At 69.7% G+C, this 18,396-nt stretch carries 16 protein-coding genes; 13 read left to right on the top strand and 3 right to left on the bottom strand.

What is annotated here, in order from left to right; genetic code table 11:
* Positions 1 to 32: 32 nt before the first annotated feature.
* Positions 33 to 758, bottom strand: a complete 726-nt coding sequence (locus tag G406_RS0139795) for an SDR family NAD(P)-dependent oxidoreductase (RefSeq protein ID WP_028938191.1) — start codon at positions 756 to 758, stop codon at positions 33 to 35.
* A 70-nt stretch (positions 759 to 828) separates the two neighbouring features.
* On the opposite strand from G406_RS0139795, the gene G406_RS0139790 reads away from it, so the two are divergent.
* The 4 genes from G406_RS0139790 (at position 829) to G406_RS0139775 (ending at position 4,534) form a co-directional block, all read left to right on the top strand.
* The gene (locus tag G406_RS0139790) at positions 829 to 1,362 is read left to right on the top strand and encodes a MarR family winged helix-turn-helix transcriptional regulator (protein WP_028938190.1); all 534 of its coding nucleotides are present in this window, start codon (positions 829 to 831) and stop codon (positions 1,360 to 1,362) included.
* Between the two features lie 130 nt (positions 1,363 to 1,492).
* Entirely contained in the window at positions 1,493 to 2,086 is a 594-nt protein-coding gene (locus G406_RS0139785) for a hypothetical protein (RefSeq protein WP_028938189.1), read from the top strand.
* Between the two features lie 295 nt (positions 2,087 to 2,381).
* Positions 2,382 to 3,335 (top strand): PDR/VanB family oxidoreductase, encoded by a 954-nt coding sequence (locus G406_RS0139780; RefSeq protein WP_245607387.1) that lies wholly within the window; start codon positions 2,382 to 2,384, stop codon positions 3,333 to 3,335.
* Entirely contained in the window at positions 3,335 to 4,534 is a 1,200-nt protein-coding gene (locus G406_RS0139775; protein WP_028938187.1) for a cytochrome P450, read from the top strand. Before G406_RS0139780 ends, G406_RS0139775 begins: the two co-directional genes overlap by 1 nt.
* On the opposite strand, the gene G406_RS52740 is transcribed toward G406_RS0139775, so the two are convergent.
* Positions 4,531 to 6,354 carry an AMP-dependent synthetase/ligase gene (locus tag G406_RS52740; protein ID WP_051343311.1) on the bottom strand — a complete coding sequence of 608 codons (1,824 nt, stop codon included), beginning with the start codon at positions 6,352 to 6,354 and terminating at the stop codon, positions 4,531 to 4,533. The two genes, G406_RS0139775 and G406_RS52740, sit on opposite strands and share 4 nt — an antisense overlap.
* Before the next feature lie 254 nt (positions 6,355 to 6,608).
* Between G406_RS52740 and G406_RS52735 the strand changes: the two genes are divergently transcribed.
* Complete coding sequence (locus tag G406_RS52735; RefSeq protein WP_051343310.1) at positions 6,609 to 8,186, top strand: MFS transporter; 1,578 nt, start codon at positions 6,609 to 6,611, stop codon at positions 8,184 to 8,186.
* A gap of 166 nt (positions 8,187 to 8,352) precedes the next feature.
* Here G406_RS52735 and G406_RS0139760 read toward each other — a convergent pair whose 3' ends face one another.
* On the bottom strand, positions 8,353 to 9,111 hold the full coding sequence (locus tag G406_RS0139760) for a GntR family transcriptional regulator (protein WP_342666275.1): 759 nt from the start codon (positions 9,109 to 9,111) through the stop codon (positions 8,353 to 8,355).
* 114 nt (positions 9,112 to 9,225) lie between these two features.
* Here G406_RS0139760 and iolC point away from each other — a divergent pair, with 114 nt between their 5' ends.
* From iolC to G406_RS0139720, 8 genes are all read left to right on the top strand, one after another.
* On the top strand, positions 9,226 to 10,191 hold the full coding sequence (gene iolC, locus G406_RS0139755) for a 5-dehydro-2-deoxygluconokinase (RefSeq protein WP_028938185.1): 966 nt from the start codon (positions 9,226 to 9,228) through the stop codon (positions 10,189 to 10,191).
* Positions 10,181 to 11,056 (top strand): Cgl0159 family (beta/alpha)8-fold protein, encoded by an 876-nt coding sequence (locus G406_RS0139750; protein WP_028938184.1) that lies wholly within the window; start codon positions 10,181 to 10,183, stop codon positions 11,054 to 11,056. The genes iolC and G406_RS0139750 overlap by 11 nt, the downstream gene beginning before the upstream one ends.
* Positions 11,057 to 11,156: 100 nt before the next feature.
* Positions 11,157 to 12,026 carry a 5-deoxy-glucuronate isomerase gene (gene iolB, locus G406_RS0139745; protein ID WP_028938183.1) on the top strand — a complete coding sequence of 290 codons (870 nt, stop codon included), beginning with the start codon at positions 11,157 to 11,159 and terminating at the stop codon, positions 12,024 to 12,026.
* On the top strand, positions 12,023 to 13,894 hold the full coding sequence (gene iolD, locus G406_RS0139740) for a 3D-(3,5/4)-trihydroxycyclohexane-1,2-dione acylhydrolase (decyclizing) (RefSeq protein ID WP_028938182.1): 1,872 nt from the start codon (positions 12,023 to 12,025) through the stop codon (positions 13,892 to 13,894). The genes iolB and iolD overlap by 4 nt, the downstream gene beginning before the upstream one ends.
* Positions 13,895 to 13,956: 62 nt before the next feature.
* Positions 13,957 to 15,453, top strand: coding sequence for a CoA-acylating methylmalonate-semialdehyde dehydrogenase (locus tag G406_RS0139735; protein WP_028938181.1), 1,497 nt, complete (start codon positions 13,957 to 13,959; stop codon positions 15,451 to 15,453).
* Between the two features lie 85 nt (positions 15,454 to 15,538).
* Entirely contained in the window at positions 15,539 to 16,474 is a 936-nt protein-coding gene (locus G406_RS0139730; RefSeq protein ID WP_245607386.1) for a substrate-binding domain-containing protein, read from the top strand.
* A gap of 10 nt (positions 16,475 to 16,484) precedes the next feature.
* Positions 16,485 to 17,534: an ABC transporter permease gene (locus G406_RS0139725; RefSeq protein ID WP_028938179.1), complete on the top strand. Its 1,050-nt coding sequence runs from the start codon at positions 16,485 to 16,487 to the stop codon at positions 17,532 to 17,534.
* A 7-nt stretch (positions 17,535 to 17,541) separates the two neighbouring features.
* Positions 17,542 to 18,360, top strand: a complete 819-nt coding sequence (locus tag G406_RS0139720) for an ATP-binding cassette domain-containing protein (protein ID WP_028938178.1) — start codon at positions 17,542 to 17,544, stop codon at positions 18,358 to 18,360.
* Positions 18,361 to 18,396: the final 36 nt, after the last annotated feature.

Here is an 18,396-nt window from a genome sequence, read left to right as displayed (position 1 = left end):
CGGTGGTGATCATGAAGGCGCCGCGCCTGTCGTCAACGGGTGGGCCACTCTCCGCCGTTCACCGCGATCACCTGAGCGGTCAGTTGGCGGGCGCCGGGGGACGCCAGGAAGGCGACCGCGGCCGCTATGTCGTCGGGGACGCCTGCTCGGCCGGTTGCCGCCGCGGCGATCAGTGAGTCCCTGCGCTCGTCGGTGAGCTTGTCTCGGAAGAACTCGGTGTCGGCGATGTAGCCGGGCGCGACCACGTTCGCGGTGATCCCCCGGGGACCCAGCTGGGCGGCCAGCTGGATGTTCCACGACGCCAGTCCGGCCTTCGCCGCGCCGTAGGCGCCCGCGCCCTTGTCGGCCGCGATGGAACCGATGTGTACGACCGTGCCGCCCGAGGCGAGCCGGTCGTCGAGCGCCGCGGTCATCAGGACCGCCGAGATCAGGTTGGACTCCAGGTTGACCCGCCAGTTCTCGGCCAGTGCCGCGAGGCCGTCGGCGGGGTCGCGGTCGAAGTCGGTGTTGCCGCCCGCGCAGTTGACCAGGACGTCGACCGGCCCGGTCAGACCCTGGGCGAACTCTCCGACCTGATGAGGGTCGGTGCCGTCGCACACCGCGACGCTCACCCGATCGCCCAGCTCGGCCGAGGCCTCCTTCAGGGGCTCGATGCGGCGCCCGGTGATGACGACCGAGTCGCCCTGCGCCGCGAACGTCGCGGCGATCGCCTTCCCGATCCCGGTGCCACCACCGGTGACGACGATGGTGCGTGTCATTCCGTTCTCCTCTCAGCTATCGTTCAGACCTAAACGTAGCCGTTATTTAGACCTAAATCAAGGAGCGCGCATGGACCCGGACGATCCGATCGACGACATCGCACTGTCCTGGCTGCGCGAACGTCCCGGCACGCCGGTGGAGGGCATCGGCATCGTGACCCGCATCTGGCGCGCGGCCAAGCTCCTCGGCGAGGAGCGCCGCCGCGTCCTGGCCGAAGCGGGCGCGGACACCGCGACCCTCGACCTGCTCAGCGTGCTGCGCCGGGCAGGAGCGCCCTACCAGCTGAGCACGCGGCAGCTCGCCGAACGCACGATGGTCACCGCCGGTGCGATCTCCCAGCGGATCGGCCGCGCCGAGCGCGACGGCCTCGTCGAGCGACAACCCCTCGGAGACGGCTCACGCACCGTGCTGGTCACCCTCACCGCGCGCGGGCACGAACTGGTCGAGCAGCTCGTCGACCGAGTACTCGGCAGAGAGGCGGAGCTGATCGCCGGCCTCGCGCCGGAACAACGCGCCGCGCTCACCGAGCTACTGCGCGTGCTGCTCGCGGACCTGCACACGACACTCGGGGACCCGCCGCACACGCACGTCGGCGCCCCCTAACCACTTGACCTCAGATTAAACGTGCGGATACCCACCCCACCTGCGCAAGCACAGCGCTTGCTAGAGCTAGCACTAGTGCGTAACGTCGGGGACGTCAGACAGAAAGAGCGAACGCCGGAAGGAGATCATCATGGCCGTTACGCTTCCGAACTCCACCGATGTCCGCAACATCCGCACTCGGACCCGCAAGGTTGCGAACGATCAGTTCGAGCTGGTTCGCACACCGTTGCTGGCGTTCATCGGCATCGGCGACCTGGCACTGCACAAGATCAGCGAGCTGCCGGACAGGCTGACCGCCGACGAGCTGCGCCAGCGGGTCGACGACGTCGCCGGCCAGGCGCGCAGGGCGTACACCCAGCTCGCCGACCGCGGTGAGGTCAGGGTCGAGCGCATCCGCACCGAGCCCAGGGTGGCCCGTGCACTGCGCAACGTCGAGGACATCACCGAGCGCTTCGACCGTCGGGTGGACCGGGGCGTCGACGCCGCGCACGACGTGGCGCAGGACTCCCTCAACCGCTTCAGCAGCGAGACCCGTTCGGTCGGCGAGCGCACCGCGCGAGCGACCCAGCGCACCGCCGAGCGCACCGCGCGACAGGCGGGCGAGATCGGTGACGACGTCGCCGACGCCGTGCGGGACGCGGGCGACGAGGCCGCGCACACCGCGCGCAGCACCTCGCGCAAGGCCGCGAACCGGACCGCCCCGCGCAAGCCGGCAGCCCGGTAACAGCTAGGAGAACGCCGCCCCCGGTCTTCGGACCGGGGGCGTTCTCGCGAGTCCGGACTCGCCGCACCATCAGATGATGCTCCCGCCTCGAGACAGCACCGCGCTCACCGTCCTCACGCAAACCGGAGGCGTCCTCGCTAGCCCCCGCTCACCGCACCATCAGACGACGGTCCCCCGTCGAGACAGCACCGCGCCCACCGTCCTCACTCAAACCGGAGGCGTCCTCGCGAGTCCAGCCTTCCGCTCAGCGGAAGAACGGACGCGCACGTGACCCGGCTCACCGCACCATCAGATGATGGTCCCGCGTCGAGACAGCACCGCGCTCACCGTCCTGGCGCGTGACGAGCTCGCCGAGGACGTCGTCGGGCTGACCCTGGCCGACCCGGACGGCGCCCGGCTGCCCGACTGGACACCGGGGGCGCACATCGACCTCGAACTGCCGAACGGGATGACCCGGCAGTACTCCCTGTGCGGGGACCGCTGGGACCCGTTCCGCTACCGCGTCGCGGTCCTGCGCGAGGCCGAGGGCCGAGGCGGCTCCGCCTACCTGCACGAACACCTGCGCGCCGGGGACCTCGTCGGACTGGGTGGCCCGCGCAACAACTTCCCGCTCGTCCCGTCGCCGCGCTACCTGTTCGTCGCGGGCGGCATCGGCATCACGCCGATCCTGCCGATGGTGCACCAGGCCCAGCTGCTCGGCGCCGACTGGACGTTGCTGTACGGCGGCCGGCGGCGCGCCTCGATGGCGTTCCTCGACCGGCTCGCCGAGTACGGCGACCGGGTGCGGGTCGTGCCGCAGGAGGAGCACGGCCTGCTCGACCTGGCCACCGGGCTCGCCGATCCGAGCGACGAGGTCAAGGTCTACTGCTGTGGGCCGGCGCCGCTGCTGGCCGCCGTCGAGCAGGCCTGCCTGCCCTGGCCCCGGCACGCGCTGCGCACCGAACGGTTCGTCGCACGCGAGCAGCCGGCGCCGCGGCGAGCCACGTCGTTCGAGGTCCGGCTGGCCGCCAGTGGCACCACGGTGACCGTCGCGCCGGGGATCTCGGTGCTCGACGCGGTGCGTGCCGCCGGGGTGGACGTGCTGTCCTCGTGCCGGCAGGGCACATGCGGCACCTGCGAGATCGGCGTCCTCGAGGGCGTACCCGACCACCGCGACTCGATCCTCGACGACGAACAGCGGGCGCGCGGCGACTGCCTGTTCCCCTGTGTGTCCCGTTCCCTGTCCGACCGACTCGTACTGGACGTGTGATGACCACTGCCGTTCGCATTCCGGTGTCCGACGCGGACCCGTTCGACCTCACGACGCTCGCCGATCCGCACCCGATGCACGCCGCGCTGCGCGACGCGGGCCCGGTGGTGCACCTGCGGCGGTACGACATCTACGCGATGGCCCGCTACGAACAGGTCCACGCGGCGCTGGTGAACTGGCAGGACTTCCAGTCCGGAGCCGGTGTCGGCATGTCCAACTTCCGCCTCGAGAAGCCGTGGCGGCCACCGAGCCTGCTGCTGGAGGCCGACCCGCCGCGCCACGACGCCCCTCGGCGGGTGTTGTCCGCGATCCTCGGCCAGCGCGAGCTGCGCCGGCTGCGCGAGCGGTGGTTCGCCGACGCTCAACAGCTGGTCGACGAGGTCGTCGCACACGACGAGTTCGACGCGGTCGAGCAGCTCACCGAAGCCTTCCCGCTGCGCGTCTTCCCCGACGCCGTGGGGCTGCCGCCCGAGGACCGCCACCACCTGCTGCCCTACGGCAACCACCTGTTCAACACGTTCGGACCGGCGAACGACCTGGTAGCGGCCGGTGCGCACGCCGCGCCGGAGCACGCGGCGTGGGTGAACACCCGGTGCACGCGGGACATGCTCACCCCGGACGGCTTCGGCGCCCGGATCTGGGCGGCCGCCGACCGGGGTGACATCACCGCCGAACAGGCCCCGCTCATCGTGCGCTCGCTGCTGTCGGCCGGCGTCGACACGACCGTGCACGCGCTGGGCGCCGTCCTGCACGCGCTGGCCGTCCATCCCGAGCAGTGGCGCGCGCTGCGGGAACGTCCGGCGCTGGCCAGGGTCGCGTTCGACGAGGCCATCCGCTGGGCGTCCCCGGTGCAGACCTTCTTCCGCACGGCCACCACGGACGTCCAGATCCCGGGGTCCGGCACGGTGCCCGACGGCAAGAAGATCCTGATGTTCCTCGCCGCCGCGAACCGGGATCCGCGCCGCTGGGACGACCCGGACACCTACGACCTGACGCGCGACCCGTCGGGCCACGTCGGATTCGGCTTCGGACTGCACCAGTGCGTCGGCCAGCACGTCGCCCGGTTGGAGGCCGAAGCCCTGCTCGCCGCGTTGATCCAGCGCGTGCGGACGATCGAGATGGTGGACGACGGGGTGCGGCAGCCGAACAACACCCTGCGCGGCTGGGAGTCACTCCCGCTGCGCATCCGGCGCACCTAGGACCAGGAGCCGGCTTTCTGCTGGTCGTAGAGCGCGTCGAGGTCGTGGTGGTAGCGCTGCGTGATGACCGGTCGCTTGAGTTTCAGGGTCGGGGTGAGCTCGCCGGTCTCGACGCCCCAGACGTCCGGGATCAACGTCCAGTTCTTCGGCTGCTCGGCGCGGGACAGCTTGGCGTTGCCCGCACCGAGCGCCCTGGCGACCTCCATGCGTACCCGGCCGTCGGTCACCGCGGCCGACGCCGACGACGCTCTGATACCTCGGGCATCGCACCAGGACCGCCAGTTCGCCGACAGCGTCACGAGTGCCACCAGGCAGGGTTTGCCGTCGCCGTACACGAAGACCGAACCGATCAGCTCGGAGCCTTCGGCCAAGGTTGCTTCGATGGTGCCAGGGGCGATCGTCTTCCCGAAGGCGGTGATGATCATCTCCTTCTTGCGGCCGATGATCGTCAGGTAGTAGTCGCGGTCGAGTCTGCCGAGGTCACCGGTGTGCAACCAGCCGTTGGCGTCGATCGCCTCGGCGGTGGCGTCCGGCCGGTTCAGGTAGCCGGGCGTGAGGTTGGGCCCCCTGACCAGGATCTCGTCGTCGTCGGCCAGCATCAGCTCGACGCCGGGCAGCACCGTGCCGACGGTGCCCAACCGAGGTGCGTCCTGCGGCACGACCGTCACGAACGCGGCCTCGGTCATGCCGTACACCTCGATGATCGCCAGACCGATACCTCGGAAGAACACCATCAGCTCGACGGGCAACGCCGCCGCGCCGGTCCAGGCGAACACCACCCGGTCGAGGCCGAGCGCGGTCCGAACCCGCTGATAGACGAACCGTTCCATGGCCGGATGGAGCAGCGGTTTCGAGCGCCCCTCGTACGTCGCCCTCCCCGCCGCCATCGCCACCGAGATCGCGGTCCGGCCGATCATGCGCCGAAGCGGGCCCCCACCAGCGGCGTTGTCCCGCACCGCGCTGTAGAGCTTCTCCCAGATCCTCGGCACCCCGAAGAAGATGTAGGGCCTGGTGTCCTTCAGCGCCGTCGGCAGCCGGTGGATGTCGCGGACGTACACCACCGTCACGACGTTGCGCAGGGCCGCGTAGTGGCTGAACACCCGCTCCCCCATGTGCGCGAGCGGCAGATAGGACAGCGCCGTCCAGCCGACCGGGATCGGCCCCCCGTTCCGCTCCTCCAGTTGCCGTGTCGTGGCGTCCAACATGAACCAGACCGAGGACTGGCTGACGAGCGTCCCTTTGGGCTGCCCGGTGGTGCCGGACGTGTAGACGATGCTCAGCGGGTCCTCCAGGCCGTGGCGTGCCCTGGCCGCGTCCACCTGCATACCGCGGGTGGCGAGCTCGTTCTCGGCATGATCCGCCCACTGTTCGAACAGCAGGATCCCGGTCGGCGTCGGTTCATCGGGGTCCAGATCGAGCGCGACGATGTGCCGCAGACGGGGTAGCCGTTCCCGGATCGCCAGCCACAGGGGCAGCTGCCGCGCATCGATGATGACCACGGTCGCCGCAGAGTCGTGCGCGACGTGGGTGAGCTGCTCGGCGGAGAGCGTGTTGTAGTAGCTGGCCGGGGTCGCGCCCGCCATCAGGGCACCGACGTCGGCCAGCACGTGCTCGGCGCGGTTGATCATGTGCAGGCCGACGACCTCGCCCCTGGTGACGCCGAGGTCCAGGAGCGCGAGTGCGATGGCCCTGGCGCGCGTGCGATAGGCGTGCCAGGTCACGCGCAACTCACCGTCGACGATCGCGGTGACCCCGGGGTTCGCCCGTGCGTTGCGATCGACGAGGTCCAGAAGAGTGGTCGGTGCATGACCTCGGCGCACCGCAACCCCCTACCCTGACCGTCTGCACCGGGGAGAAGCTCATCCCATATCGGTGATGTCTGCTGCGCGAGCATGTCAAGCGATCACGTCGCTGTCATCCCTAGAATTCGCTATAGCCAATAATTTGTGACAGCTGACAACGACACCTGGCTGAGTTCCCTCCCGCCGAAACTCGGCGGACACTGTCGGGCCGATGAGTTTTACTCCGTCGGTGAGTCGACATCTGTGACGACCACCAGCGAGAGGACCGCCCGATGACTTCCCCGACCACCGCTCCCAGGGCTACCCGCCGAGAGTGGGTCGGTCTCGCCATCCTGTCGCTGGCCTGCCTGCTCTACGTGATGGACCTGACGGTGCTGCATCTCGCGGTTCCGGCGATCACCGAGGACCTTAGGCCGACGAGCGCGCAGCTGCTGTGGATCATCGATGTGTACGGGTTCATGGTCGCGGGTGCGCTGGTCACCATGGGCACACTGGGCGACCGGATCGGCAGGCGCCGGCTGCTGCTGGTCGGGGCCGCCGCGTTCGGCGCGGTGTCCGTGCTCGCCGCGTTCTCCCCCAGCGCGGAGATGCTGATCGTCAGTCGTGCACTGCTCGGGATCACCGGCGCCACGATCGCCCCGTCGACGCTGTCGCTGATCTTCCACATGTTCCAGGACGCGAAGCAGCGCACCACCGCGGTCGGGGTGTGGATCAGCGCGTTCTCCGCGGGCAGCGCGATCGGGCCGGTGCTGGGCGGGCTCATGCTGGAGTGGTTCTGGTGGGGCTCGGTGTTCCTGCTGGGACTGCCCGTCATGGCCGCGCTGCTGGTGCTCGGGCCGCGGGTACTGCCGGAGTACCGGGATCCGGACGCGAAGCGGCTCGACGTGCTGAGCGCGGCGATGTCGGTCGTCGCGCTGCTGGCGGTGGTCTACGGACTGAAGCAGATCGCGCAGGACGGGGTCACGGTGGCGGCTTCGGTGTCGATCGTCGCCGGTGTGATCGTCGGTGTGCTGTGGGTGCGTCGCCAGCGTCGGCTGGACGACCCGATGCTCGACGTGGGGCTGTTCCGCATCCGGGCGTTCAGCTCGGCGCTGGTGACCAACTTCCTGTCGATCTTCGTGATGGTCGGCTACTTCCTGTTCATCGCGCAGTACCTGCAGCTCGTGCTGGGGCAGTCGCCGCTGGTGGCCGGTCTGTGGTCGTTGCCGTCGGCGATCGGTTTCATCATCAGCTCCAACCTCGCGCCGAGACTGCTCTCCGGGGTGCGGCCGGGATACGTGGTCGCGGGCGGGCTCGCCACCTCGACCGTCGGACTGGTACTGCTCACCCAGGTCGACGTGCGGGACGGGCTGCTCGTGCTGGTGCTGGCGTCGGTGGTGATCTCGCTGGGGCTGGGCCCGGTGTTCGGCCTGACCACCGAGATGATCGTGGGGTCCGCCCCGCCCGCGAAGGCGGGTGCCGCCACCGGCATGTCGGAGACGGCGGCCGAGCTGGGCGGCGCGCTGGGAATCGCGGCGCTGGGCAGTATCGCCGTCACCGTGTACCGCGGTGGGGTCACGTCCGGGCTGCCGGCGGGGCTCTCACCGGAGACCACGTCGGCGGTCAAGGACACCCTCGGAGCGGCGCTGACGGTCGCGGCGGACCTGCCGCCCGCAACGGGTGCGGCGGTCCGAGCGGTGGCCCAGCAGGCCTTCGTCTCGGGCCTGCAGCTGACCTCGGCGATAGCCGCACTCATCGCGGCGGTGATCACGGTCGTCGCGGCCGTGACCCTCCGCTCAATCCCAGCGCCGGCGGACCCCGAGGAGTACCCGAACGACGAGGTACACGAGTCCGGCTGCCCAACACACTGACCCACCCAGCACGCCGGGCACCCCCACCCCGCGAGTCGGGAACCTCAGCACACCGAGTCGCGCGCCTCAGCACAAGCTCCTGTGCCCGAACCCCCAACTCGGTGTGCCCACGTGCCCGACTCGCGGAAGCAGCGCGCACACCGCCGAGGGACGTGCGCGGCGCGAGTCAGCTCGTGAGGGTGAGCTCGACCGAGTAGCGACTGGCGCGGTAGACGTGCGAGCCGTACTCGACGCCTCGACCGGCGGCGTCCCATGCGGTGCGGGTCATGGTGAGCAGCGGCGCACCGCGGGACTCGTCGAGCAGCGCCGCCTCGGCGGTGCTCGCGGACTTCGCACCGACGGTCTGGTTCGCCATCCTCGGCACGTAGCCGGCGGCGCGCAGCAGCTCGTAGAGACCCCGGTACTCGAGGTCGGTCCGGCTCAGCCGCAGTACGTCGAGCGGCACCGCGTTGTGCATGATCGCCAGTGGCTCGTCGTCGGCCAGCCGGACCCGTTCCAGCCAGTTGATCTCGGTGCCGAACGGGATGCCGAGCGCCTCGGCCACGGCGTCCGGTGCGCGCCGGATCTCCAGCAGCGTCACGAGCGTGCGCGGGCGCTGGCCGGACTTGCTCAGGTCGTCGTACAGGCTGGACAGCTCGACCGGTCTGCGCACCTTGGGGTGGACGATCTGGGTACCGACGCCACGCTTGCGCACGAGCATGCCGCGCTCGACGAGGTAGCCGATCGCGCGGCGCATGGTCGGGCGGGACACGCCGAGCCGGTCGGCCAGCTCGACCTCGTTCTCCAGCCTGCCGCCGACCGGCAGCTCGCCTTCTTCGATCAGCTCCTGCAGCCGGGTCGCCACCTGGAAGTACAGCGGGACCGGGCTGCTCCGGTCCAGCGCCATGTCCGGGACCAGGCCCCAGACCGTCGTTCGCTCCGCCACGACCCGCCCCCATTTGTCAGGACAAAGTATGTAAGGACAAAGTATTGACCTCGCGCTGTGATGGAGAGTACACCTTTAACCCGATAGAGGTATCACCTGCGGCGAAAGGTCGATATGAGTGCTCCGGAAGTGCTCACCATGGGGCGGCTGGGGGTAGACATCTACCCGCTGCAGATCGGGGTGTCGCTGCGTGAGGTGACCACGTTCGGCAAGTACCTCGGCGGTTCGGCCGCGAACGTCGCGGTCGCCGCCGCCCGGTACGGCAGGCGCAGCGCGCTGATCTCCCGGACCGGCGCGGACCCGTTCGGCGAGTACCTGCACGACGCGCTGCGCGGGTTCGGCGTCGACGACGGCCAGGTCACGCCGGTCACGACGTACCCGACGCCGGTGACGTTCTGCGAGATCTTCCCACCGGACGACTTCCCGCTGTACTTCTACCGGCTGCCGAAGGCCCCCGACCTGGAGATTCACCCCGCCGAGCTGGACATGGACGCGGTCATCGGCGCGGACATCTTCTGGATGACCGGCACCGGCCTGAGCACCGAGCCCAGCCGGGAGGCGACGCTGCATGCGCTGCGGTCCCGTGCCGAGGCGCGACCGGACGCGCTCACCGTGTTCGACCTGGACTACCGGCCGATGTTCTGGTCGTCCCGGGAGGCGGCGCGTGAGCAGTACCGCGCCGCGCTGGCCTACGCGACGGTCGCGGTCGGCAACCTCGACGAATGCGACACCGCGGTCGGGACCCGGGCCCCGAGGGAAGCGGCGGCCGCGCTGCACGAGACCGGGGTGCGGCTGGCCGTGGTCAAGCAGGGACCGGACGGGGTGCTCGCGTCCTCGACCTCCGACGGCGAGGTCACGGTTGCGCCGGTTCCGGTCGACGTGGTGAACGGTCTGGGCGCGGGCGATGCGTTCGGCGGCGCGCTGTGCCACGGACTGCTCGCCGGCTGGGATCTCGAGCGGGTCATGCGGTTCGCCAACACCGCCGGTTCGATCGTCGCCGGACGGCTGGCCTGCGCCGACGCTATGCCCACTCTCGACGAGGTCTCAGCAGTGCTGGAGGGGTCCGTTCATGCGGGATGACCGATTGACCGAGCTGATCAGCACCCGGGTGCACCGGCCGGGCGCGGTCGCCGAGGCCGCCGCCGCTCGGCGTCGCCCCAGCTCACTGCTCGGCGAGCACGGCAAGCTGATGATGATCGCCTGCGACCACCCGGCCCGCGGCGCGGTCCGGGTCGGTGACCGGGCGCTGGCGATGGGCGACCGCATCGAGCTGCTGGACCGGCTGTGCCTCGCGCTGTCCCGGCCCGGCGTCAACGGTGTGCTCGGCACCCCGGACGTCCTGGAAGACCTGCTGCTGCTCGGCGCGCTGGACGACAAGGTGGTCATCGGCTCGATGAACCGCGGCGGCCTCGCCGGCACCGCGTTCGAGATCGACGACCGGTTCACCGCCTACGACGCCGCCGGGATCGCCGCCTCCGGTTTCGACGGCGGCAAGATGCTGACCAGGATCGACCCGGACGACCCGGGCACGGTGGCGACGCTCGCGGCGTCCGGCCGCGCGGTCAGCGAGCTGGCCGGGCACCGGCTGATGGCGATGGTCGAACCGTTCATCTCGCACCGCGTCGACGGCCGGGTGCGCAACGAGCTGACCGCGGAGGCGATGATCCGCGCGATGGGCGTCGCCGCCGGGCTGGGCAACACCTCGGCGTACAGCTGGCTGAAGGTCCCGATCGTGCCGGACATGGAACGCGTGATGGCCGCGACGACCCTGCCGTCGCTGATCCTCGGCGGTGAGGTCACCGGCGACCAGGACGCAGCGCTGAACAGCTGGAGCAAAGCGCTCACGCTGCCAGCGGTGCAGGGCCTGGTGATCGGCCGCAGCCTCCTGTTCCCACCCGACGACGACGTGGCGGCGGCGGTCGACGCGGCGGTGAGCCTCCTGTGACCGCGACGGCGATGCCCGCACAGACCGTCTCTACGCCGCACAGAGGCTGGGGCCTCTGTGCGGCGTGTACCCGGTCTGTGCGAGCTGAGGGGAGTGTGGCGTGAGCGAGCATGTGGTGCGGCGCGGTGAGAGTGGTGAGGGCGCGTTCGAGCTTGTTGTCACGCCGGAGTCGGCGGGGTGGGGGTACAGCTCGCTGCGGGTCGTCGAGCTGCCGGCCGGTGGGGCCGTCTCGCTCGACACCGGTCCGGACGAGATGGTCGTGCTGCCGCTGTCGGGCGCGTGTTCGGTGAGCTGCGACGGCTCGGACTTCGCACTGGACGGGCGGGCCTCGGTGTTCTCCAGGGTCACCGACTTCGCCTACCTGCCGATGGACTCGGCCGCCACGATCAGCTCGGCGGGCGGAGGGCGGTTCGCGTTGCCGGCGGCTCGGGCCACCCGCAAGCTGACCGCCCGCTACGGCCCGGCCGAGGGCGTCGGCGTCGAGCTGCGCGGCGCCGGTCAGGCGAGCAGACAGGTCAACAACTTCTGCACCCCGCAGACCTTCGAGGCGGACAAGCTGATCGCCGTCGAGGTCCTCACCCCGGCGGGCAACTGGTCGTCCTATCCCCCGCACAAGCACGACGAGCAGCGCGAGGGCGAAGCCCAGCTGGAGGAGATCTACTACTTCGAGGTCGGCGGTTCGGGCATCGGCTACCAGCGCGTCTACAGCTCGGGTCCCGACCGGGAGATCGACGTGTGCGCCGAGGTCCGATCCGGGGACACGGTGCTCATCCCGCACGGCTGGCACGGCCCGTCGATGGCGGTGCCCGGCTACCCGCTGTACTACCTGAACGTCATGGCGGGCCCCAGCCCGGAACGGGCCTGGCTGATCTGCGACGACCCGGCGCACGCCTGGATCCGCGACACCTGGGCCGGCCAGGAGATCGACCCTCGGCTGCCCCTGACCGGCACGGTGGAGGCATCGGCATGAGGCTCACGGTCGCCCAGGCGCTGGTCCGTTTCCTTGCCAACCAGTACAGCGAACGCGACGGCGTCGAGCAACGTCTGGTCCCCGGCTGCTTCGGCATTTTCGGCCACGGCAACGTCGCCGGTATCGCCCAGGCCCTGCTGGAGACCGACGCACTGCGCTACCACCTGGCCCGCAACGAACAGGGCATGGTGCACGCCGCCGTCGGCTACGCGAAGACCCGCAACCGGCTGCAGGCGATGGCGTGCACGGCGTCGATCGGACCCGGTTCGACGAACATGGTCACCGGCGCGGCGCTGGCCACGATCAACCGGATCCCGGTCCTGCTGCTGCCCAGCGACTTCTTCGCCACCCGGGTCGCCAGCCCGGTGCTGCAGGAGCTGGAGGACCCGCGCGGGTTCGACGTGTCGGTCAACGACGCGTTCCGCCCGGTGTCGCGGTTCTTCGACCGCATCACCCGGCCCGAGCAGCTGCCGTCGGCGCTGCTCGGCGCGATGCGGGTGCTGACCGATCCCGCCGAGACCGGCGCGGTGACGATCTCGCTGCCCCAAGATGTGCAGGCCGAGGCGTTCGACTGGCCCGACGAGCTGTTCGACCGCAGGGTCTGGCACGTCGCCCGGCCGGTTCCCGAGCCTGCCGCGTTGGCCCGCGCCGTCGAGGTACTGCGCGGCGCCCGGCGGCCGTTGCTGGTCGCGGGCGGTGGGGTCGTCTACTCCGAGGCTGGCCAGGCGTTGCTGCGGTTCGCCGAGGCGACCGGCATCCCGGTCGCGGACACGCACGCCGGCAAGGGCGCTCTCGCCTGGGACCACCCGAACTCCGTCGGCGGGGTCGGCGCGACCGGCACTCCGGTGGCGAACGCGCTGGCCAGGGACGCGGACGTAATTCTCGGCGTCGGCACCCGGTACAGCGACTTCACCACCGCGTCGCGCAGCGCGTTCCAGAACCCTGACGTGCGGTTCGTCAACCTGAACGTCACCGCGTTCGATGCGGCCAAGCAGTCGGCGACGATGCTCGTGGCGGATGCCCGCGCGGGGCTCGACGCGCTCACCGATGAACTGCACAATCCAGCGACTCGCGCCGCGGAATCTAGCGACTCGCGGGTGGGGTGGAGCGGGGACATGGGGCGGTGGAACGCCGTGGTGGATCGGGCCTACCACCTGGGGCATGGGCCGTTGCCCGCTCAGACCGAGGTGATCGGGGCGCTCAACGAGGTGCTCGCACCCTCGGACGTGATCGTGCAGGCGGCCGGGAGCATGCCGGGTGACCTGCAGATGTTGTGGCGGGCGTCCGACCCGAAGGCCTATCACGTCGAGTACGGCTACTCGTGCATGGGCTACGAGATCGCCGGGGCGCTCGGAGTCAAGATGGCCGACCCGGACCGTGAGGTGTTCGCCGTCGTCGGCGACGGGTCGTACCTGATGATGGCGCAGGAGATCGTGACAGCGGTGTCCGAAGGCATCAAGCTGAACATCGTGATCGTGCAGAACCACGGGTTCGCCTCGATCGGCGCGCTGTCGGAGTCGGTCGGCTCGCAGCGCTTCGGCACCGCGTACCGCTTCCGCGACCCGGACACCGGCCGCCTGGACGGCGAGCGGCTTCCGATCGACCTGGCCGCGAACGCCGCGAGCCTCGGCGCCGAGGTGATCAGGGTCGGCACGATCGCCGAGTTCAGGGACGCGCTGGCGACCTCCCGGGCCTCGACCAGGACCACCGCGATCCACATCGAGACCGACCCGCTCGCACCGGTGCCGGACTCGGACAGCTGGTGGGACGTCCCGGTCGCCCAGGTCTCCGCACTGGACAGCACCCAGCAGGCGCGCAAATCCTATGAGCAGCACAAGACCACCCAACGCACCTACCTGAACCCGTGAGTGTTGTGGGCTGCCATAGCAGCCCACAACACTCACGGGTCGTAGACGAAGGAGGCGGGCACTTGAGGACGATCACGCACTGGATCGACGGCAAACCCGACACCGGTAGCAGCGGACGCACCAGCCCGGTGTGGAACCCGGCGACCGGCGAGCAGCAGGCCGAGGTCGCGCTGGCGAACGCCCAGGACGTCGACCGGGCCGTGCGCAGCTCCAGGGCGGCCTTCCAGCAGTGGTCACAGTCCTCGCTGTCCGCGCGCACGAAGATCCTGTTCGCGTTCCGTGAGCTGGTCAACGCGAACGCCGAGCAGATCGCCGAGCTGATCACCGACGAGCACGGCAAGGTCCTGTCCGACGCGCTCGGCGAGGTGCAGCGCGGCCTGGAGGTCGTCGAGTTCGCCTGCGGCATCCCGACGCTGCTGCAGGGCGGCTACTCCGACCAGGTGTCCACCGGCGTCGACGTGTTCTCCTTCCGCGAACCGCTCGGAGTGTGCGCCGGGATCACGCCGTTCAACTTCCCGGCGATGGTCCCGATGTGGATGCACCCGGTGGCGATCGCGTGCGGAAACACGTTCGTCCTCAAGCCGAGCGAACGGGACCCGAGCGCATCACAGCTGGTCGCGGAACTGTGGGCGCAGGCAGGGCTGCCGGACGGCGTGTTCACCGTCCTGAACGGCGACAAGGAAGCGGTCGACGGGTTGCTCGACCACCCGGACGTCGCCGCCGTCAGCTTCGTCGGCTCCACCCCGATCGCGCGCTACATCCACGAGCGGGCCAGCGCCAACGGCAAGCGTGTGCAGGCACTCGGCGGCGCGAAGAACCACGCGGTGGTGCTGCCGGACGCCTCGCTCGACTTCGCCGCCGAGCACCTGGTCGCGGCAGCGTTCGGGTCGGCCGGTGAGCGCTGCATGGCCATCTCGGCGGCGGTCGCGGTCGGTTCGGCCGCCGACGACCTCGTCGCGGCGGTCAGCGAGAAGGCCCGCGCGGTGAAGGTCGGCTCCGGCCGAGACGCCGACAGCGAGATGGGCCCGGTGATCACCGAGGCGGCGCGGGACCGCATCCTCGGGCTGATCGGCAGCGGTGAGACCCAGGGCGCCGAGCTGGCCGTGGACGGGCGAGGCCTCACGGTGCCCGGCCACGAGAACGGCTTCTTCGTCGGCCCGACGGTGATCGACCGGGTGCGCACCGAGATGGACGTCTACCGCGAGGAGATCTTCGGCCCGGTGCTGTCGGTCGTACGCACCGACACCGTCGAGGAGGCCATCGCACTGATCAACGCCAACCCGTACGGCAACGGCACCGCGATCTTCACCTCCTCCGGCGACGCCGCGAGACGGTTCCAACGCGGCGTGCAGGTCGGCATGATCGGCATCAACGTGCCGATCCCGGTGCCGATGGCCTACTACTCCTTCGGCGGCTGGAAGGACTCGCTGTTCGGCGACAAGCACATCCACGGTCCCGAAGGCGTCTCCTTCTACACCCGCGCGAAGGTCGTCACGTCCCGCTGGCCCCGGGCGGAAATGCCCAGCGGGGCGTCCTATCACTTCCCCACCGCAACCTGAGAAGAAGAAGGATTACTCAATGTCGAGTACTCGTAAGTTGGTGCGCGGAACGACTGTTCGCCTTGCAATAGGGCTAGCACTCGCCGTGTGCCTCGCGGCGTGCAGCAGCAAGGGCGGCGCGCAGAACCAGGGCGGCGCTGCCTCGGGCGACGCAGGCAAGCGCTACACCATCGCGATGATCACCCATGAGCAGCCGGGTGACTTCTTCTGGGACAAGATCCGCTCCGGCGCCGAGGCCGCCGCGAAGCACCTGAACGTCGACCTGAAGTACTCCAACAACAACGACGCGGGTCAGCAGGCCACGCTGGTGCAGAACGCGATCGACTCGCACGTCGACGGCATCGCGGTCACCCTCGCGTTCGCCGACCAGGTCGGACCGGCGGCGCAGAAGGCGGTGCAGGCGGGCATCCCGGTGGTCGCGTTCAACTCCGGCATCAGCGACTACCAGAAGTACGGCATCGGCATGTACTTCGGTTCCGACGAGGACCTCGCCGGTCAGTCCGCTGGGCAACGGATGACCCAGGCAGGTGCTGGCGGCAAGGCGATCTGCGTCGTGCAGGAACAGGGCAGCGTCGCACTGGAGGCACGCTGCGCCGGGGTGAAGAAGACCTTCCCGAACACGGAGAACCTGCAGGTCAACGGCGCGGACCTGCCGTCGGTGCAGCAGACCATCGGCGCGAAGCTGCAGCAGGACCCGTCGATCGGCTACATCGTGACGCTCGGCGCGCCGATCGCGCTCGCCGCGCTGCAGGCCAAGCAGCAGGGCGGCAACAGCCAGGCCAAGATCGTCACGTTCGACCTCAGCTCGGACGTCGCGAAGGACATCAAGGACGGCACGATCGCGTTCTCCATCGACCAGCAGCCCTACGTTCAGGGCTATCAGGCGGTCACCTCGCTGTGGCTGGCACTGACCAACGGCAACGATATCGGCGGCGGCAAGCCCGTGCTGACCGGTCCGTCCTTCGTGGACAACACCAACATCGGCAAGATCGCCAACTACGCAGCTCAGAACACCCGTTAGGAGTGCGGAGATGACCGTCGCAAGCACGTCGGCTTCGCCGACCGCCCCGCCCGTGCGGGTCCAACGCTCACTGCTGGCACGGGTACTGGCCCGGCCCGAGGTCGGCGCGTTCGCGGCGGCTGTCGCCATCTTCGTGTTCTTCTTCGCGGTGGCGGCGCCGTTCCGGACACTGCCGGCGTTCGCCACCGTGCTGTACGCCAGCTCGACCATCGGCATCGTCGCGGTCGCCGTGGCGCTGCTGATGATCGGCGGCGAGTTCGACCTGTCCGCCGGTGTGCTGGTGACCAGCTCGGCGCTCGCCTCGGCGATGATCGGCTACCAGTTCAGCCTGAACATGTGGGTCGGCGTGATCATCAGCCTGGTGATCACGCTGGCCATCGGGTTCGTCAACGGCTACCTGGTGGTGCGCACCGGGATCCCGAGCTTCCTCATCACGCTGTCCACGTTCTTCGTGCTGCAGGGTGTGAACCTGGGTGTCACGAAGATGGTCACCGGCACGGTCGCCACGACGAGCGTGACCGAGCTGGACGGTTTCAGCTCGGCCCGCGCGCTGTTCGCCGGCAACGTCGATCTGGGCTTCATCACGATCAACGTGACGGTGCTGTGGTGGTTCGCGTTCGTGGCGCTGGCCAGCTGGATCCTGCTGCGTACCCGGACCGGCAACTGGATCTTCGCCTCCGGCGGGAACGCGGACAGCGCCCGCGCGGTCGGGGTGCCGGTGCCGAAGGTCAAGATCGGCCTGTTCATGGGCGTCGCGCTGCTGGCCTGGTTCCTGGGCATGCACCTGCTGTTCAACTTCTCCAGCGTGCAGTCCGGGCTCGGCGTCGGCAACGAGTTCGTCTACATCATCGCGGCCGTCGTCGGCGGCGCACTGTTGACCGGCGGGTACGGCTCGGCGATCGGGTCGGCGCTGGGCGCGTTCATCTTCGGCATGGTCACCCAGGGCATCGTGTTCGCCGGCTGGGACCCGAACTGGTTCAAGGCGTTCCTCGGCGCGATGCTGCTGCTCGCGGTCGTGGTGAACCTGTACGTCAAGAAGTACTCGAGCACCCGGAAGTGAGACGACGATGACCGACACTCTCTCGGAGCCCGCCCCGGTGGAACCCTCGATCGATACGCCGCTGGTGCGGATGACCGGCGTCGGCAAGTCCTACGGCGCGATCCAGGCCCTCGAAGGCATCGACCTCACCGTCCGCGCGCGGGAGGTGACCTGTGTGCTCGGCGACAACGGCGCCGGCAAGTCCACCCTCATCAAGATCATCTCGGGGCTGCACCCGCACACCGAGGGCACCCTAGAAGTGGACGGCGTCGAGACCCGGTTCGGCTCGCCCCGCGAGTCGTTGGACCGGGGCATCGCCACCGTCTACCAGGACCTCGCGGTCGTCTCCCTCATGGAGGTATGGCGCAACTTCTGGCTCGGCTCGGAGCTACGCAAGGGCAACTACCCGCTGGCGCCGCTGGACATCAAGGCCATGCGGCGGATCGCGGACGCCGAGCTGGCCAAGATGGGTATCCACGTCAAGGACATCAACCAGCCGATCGGCACGCTGTCCGGCGGGCAGCGCCAGTGCGTGGCGATCGCCCGGGCGGTGTACTTCGGCGCGCGCGTGCTGATCCTGGACGAACCGACCGCCGCGCTGGGCGTCAAGCAGTCCGGTGTGGTGCTGAAGTACACGGCGGCCGCGCGGGATGCCGGGCTGGGCGTCGTGTTCATCACCCACAACCCGCACCACGCGTTCATGGTCGGCGATCACTTCAGCATCCTGAAGCTGGGCCGCTGCGTCCTGGACCGCAAGCGCGCCGACGTCACCCTCGAACAGCTGACCACCGAAATGGCAGGCGGCCAGGAACTGGCCGAACTCACCCACGAACTGAAGCGCCCGTGAGTGGCGAGTGGTGCTACCGCGAAGCGGCGCCGAAGG

The organism is Actinospineispora spinosispora DSM 44797 (genome assembly GCF_000429025.1).
Lineage (GTDB): Bacteria > Actinomycetota > Actinomycetes > Mycobacteriales > Pseudonocardiaceae > Pseudonocardia > Pseudonocardia spinosispora.
Note: the sequence above shows the minus strand (reverse complement) of the source record. Positions and strands in the feature narration are given on the sequence as shown.